Raw genomic sequence first — 1422 nt, forward strand, 5'->3', positions numbered from 1 at the left:
ATCACTAGAGTGATTGTTTCGTAGAATTCAGGCTTATCCATTTGGTTGATCACGTCAGCGTGAACAAGTTCGATAGCTACAGCTGCTGCTTCGCCACCGTAGATTACAGCTGGGAATTTACCAGCGTGACGTAGGCGGCGGCTCGCACCTTTACCTAGTTCAGTACGTACTACTGCTTCAAATTTCATAGTTTTACTCTCAAATTAGTAAAAATTAACTTCACACCTCAATGCGACCTTGAGTATGTGGTAAAGCTTAGGCATAAACGAGTTCATGCTTAAGCGAGCGCGGATACTAACATCACATTCAAATCTGAGCAAGTCAGAAGCCCATCTCAAAGTGAATTTCCTTCGATAAATGATTCGTTTGGAGATAAAACGTTCACTAGCGCTTATTTACCCCATTTTATCGTCTTTTACATTGCCTATCTTATCTATTTATAGCGTTGCTAAATCATCAAGTTAATGAACGGAAAATGAATGTTTGCCTAAGACTTGGTTAAGGCTTGGTTGGTTAATCTTAGTGTTAATCAAACAGCAGAATGAATAGGTGAAAATATGGAACTCATTCTCTCTCTGCTGCAACAAACCTGTGTCTACTTAGTAATAGCTTACATGCTAAGTAAAACCCCGTTGATTCTCCCTTTGTTGAGCATCTCTTCACGCTTAAGTCATAAAGTCAGCTGTTATGTTCTGTTTTCTCTGTTCTGTATTATGGGCACCTATTTTGGACTGCAGATTAATGACGCCATAGCCAACACTCGCGCGATGGGTGCGGTAATGGGAGGTCTGTTTGGCGGTCCTGTCGTTGGTTTTGCCGTCGGCTTTACTGGCGGTATTCACCGTTACTCATTAGGCGGCTTCACAGACTTAGCTTGTGCGATTTCGACCACAGCTGAAGGCTTGATTGGCGGCCTATTGCACGTTTACTTGGTTAGAAAGAACAAAGCTAGCCAACTGTTTAATCCGTTGGTGGTGTTCTCGGTAACCCTGTTTGCAGAAATTATTCAGATGCTAATTCTGTTAGCGGTCGCGAAACCATTCGAGCAGTCCTATGCTCTGGTTTCTGATATTGCCGCGCCAATGATCATTGCTAACTCTGTGGGTGCGGCACTGTTCATGAGCATCATCCAAGATCGGAAAACCATCTTCGAAAAATATTCGGCAACTTTCTCACGCCGCGCATTAACCATTGCCGAACGTTCGGTGGGTATTTTGCATGGTGGATTCAATTCAGATAATGCGCAAAAAATCGTGCGCATCATTTACGAAGAGACCAACGTTGGTGCGGTGGCGATCACCGACCGAGAAAAAATTCTCGCGTTTGTTGGCATTGGCGATGAACACCACATACCTAACACTCCGATTTCATCGCAGAGCACGCTTACCTCGATGGAACAAAACGACATCATCTACCTTGATG

Annotated in this window: 2 protein-coding genes; one reads left to right on the forward strand and one right to left on the reverse strand. The window is 43.8% G+C overall.

Annotated elements, in window-relative coordinates:
- On the reverse strand, positions 1-188 hold a 188-nt coding region (gene rplY, locus AB4496_RS21705), incomplete at its 3' end, for a 50S ribosomal protein L25 (RefSeq protein ID WP_372131940.1).
- A gap of 369 nt (positions 189-557) precedes the next feature.
- Here rplY and AB4496_RS21710 point away from each other — a divergent pair.
- Positions 558-1422: LytS/YhcK type 5TM receptor domain-containing protein (locus AB4496_RS21710; protein WP_372131942.1), on the forward strand; the 865-nt coding region annotated here is incomplete at its 3' end.

Origin of the sequence: Vibrio sp. 10N.222.46.A1, from assembly GCF_041473595.1 — a bacterium.
Lineage (GTDB): Bacteria > Pseudomonadota > Gammaproteobacteria > Enterobacterales > Vibrionaceae > Vibrio > Vibrio tasmaniensis_A.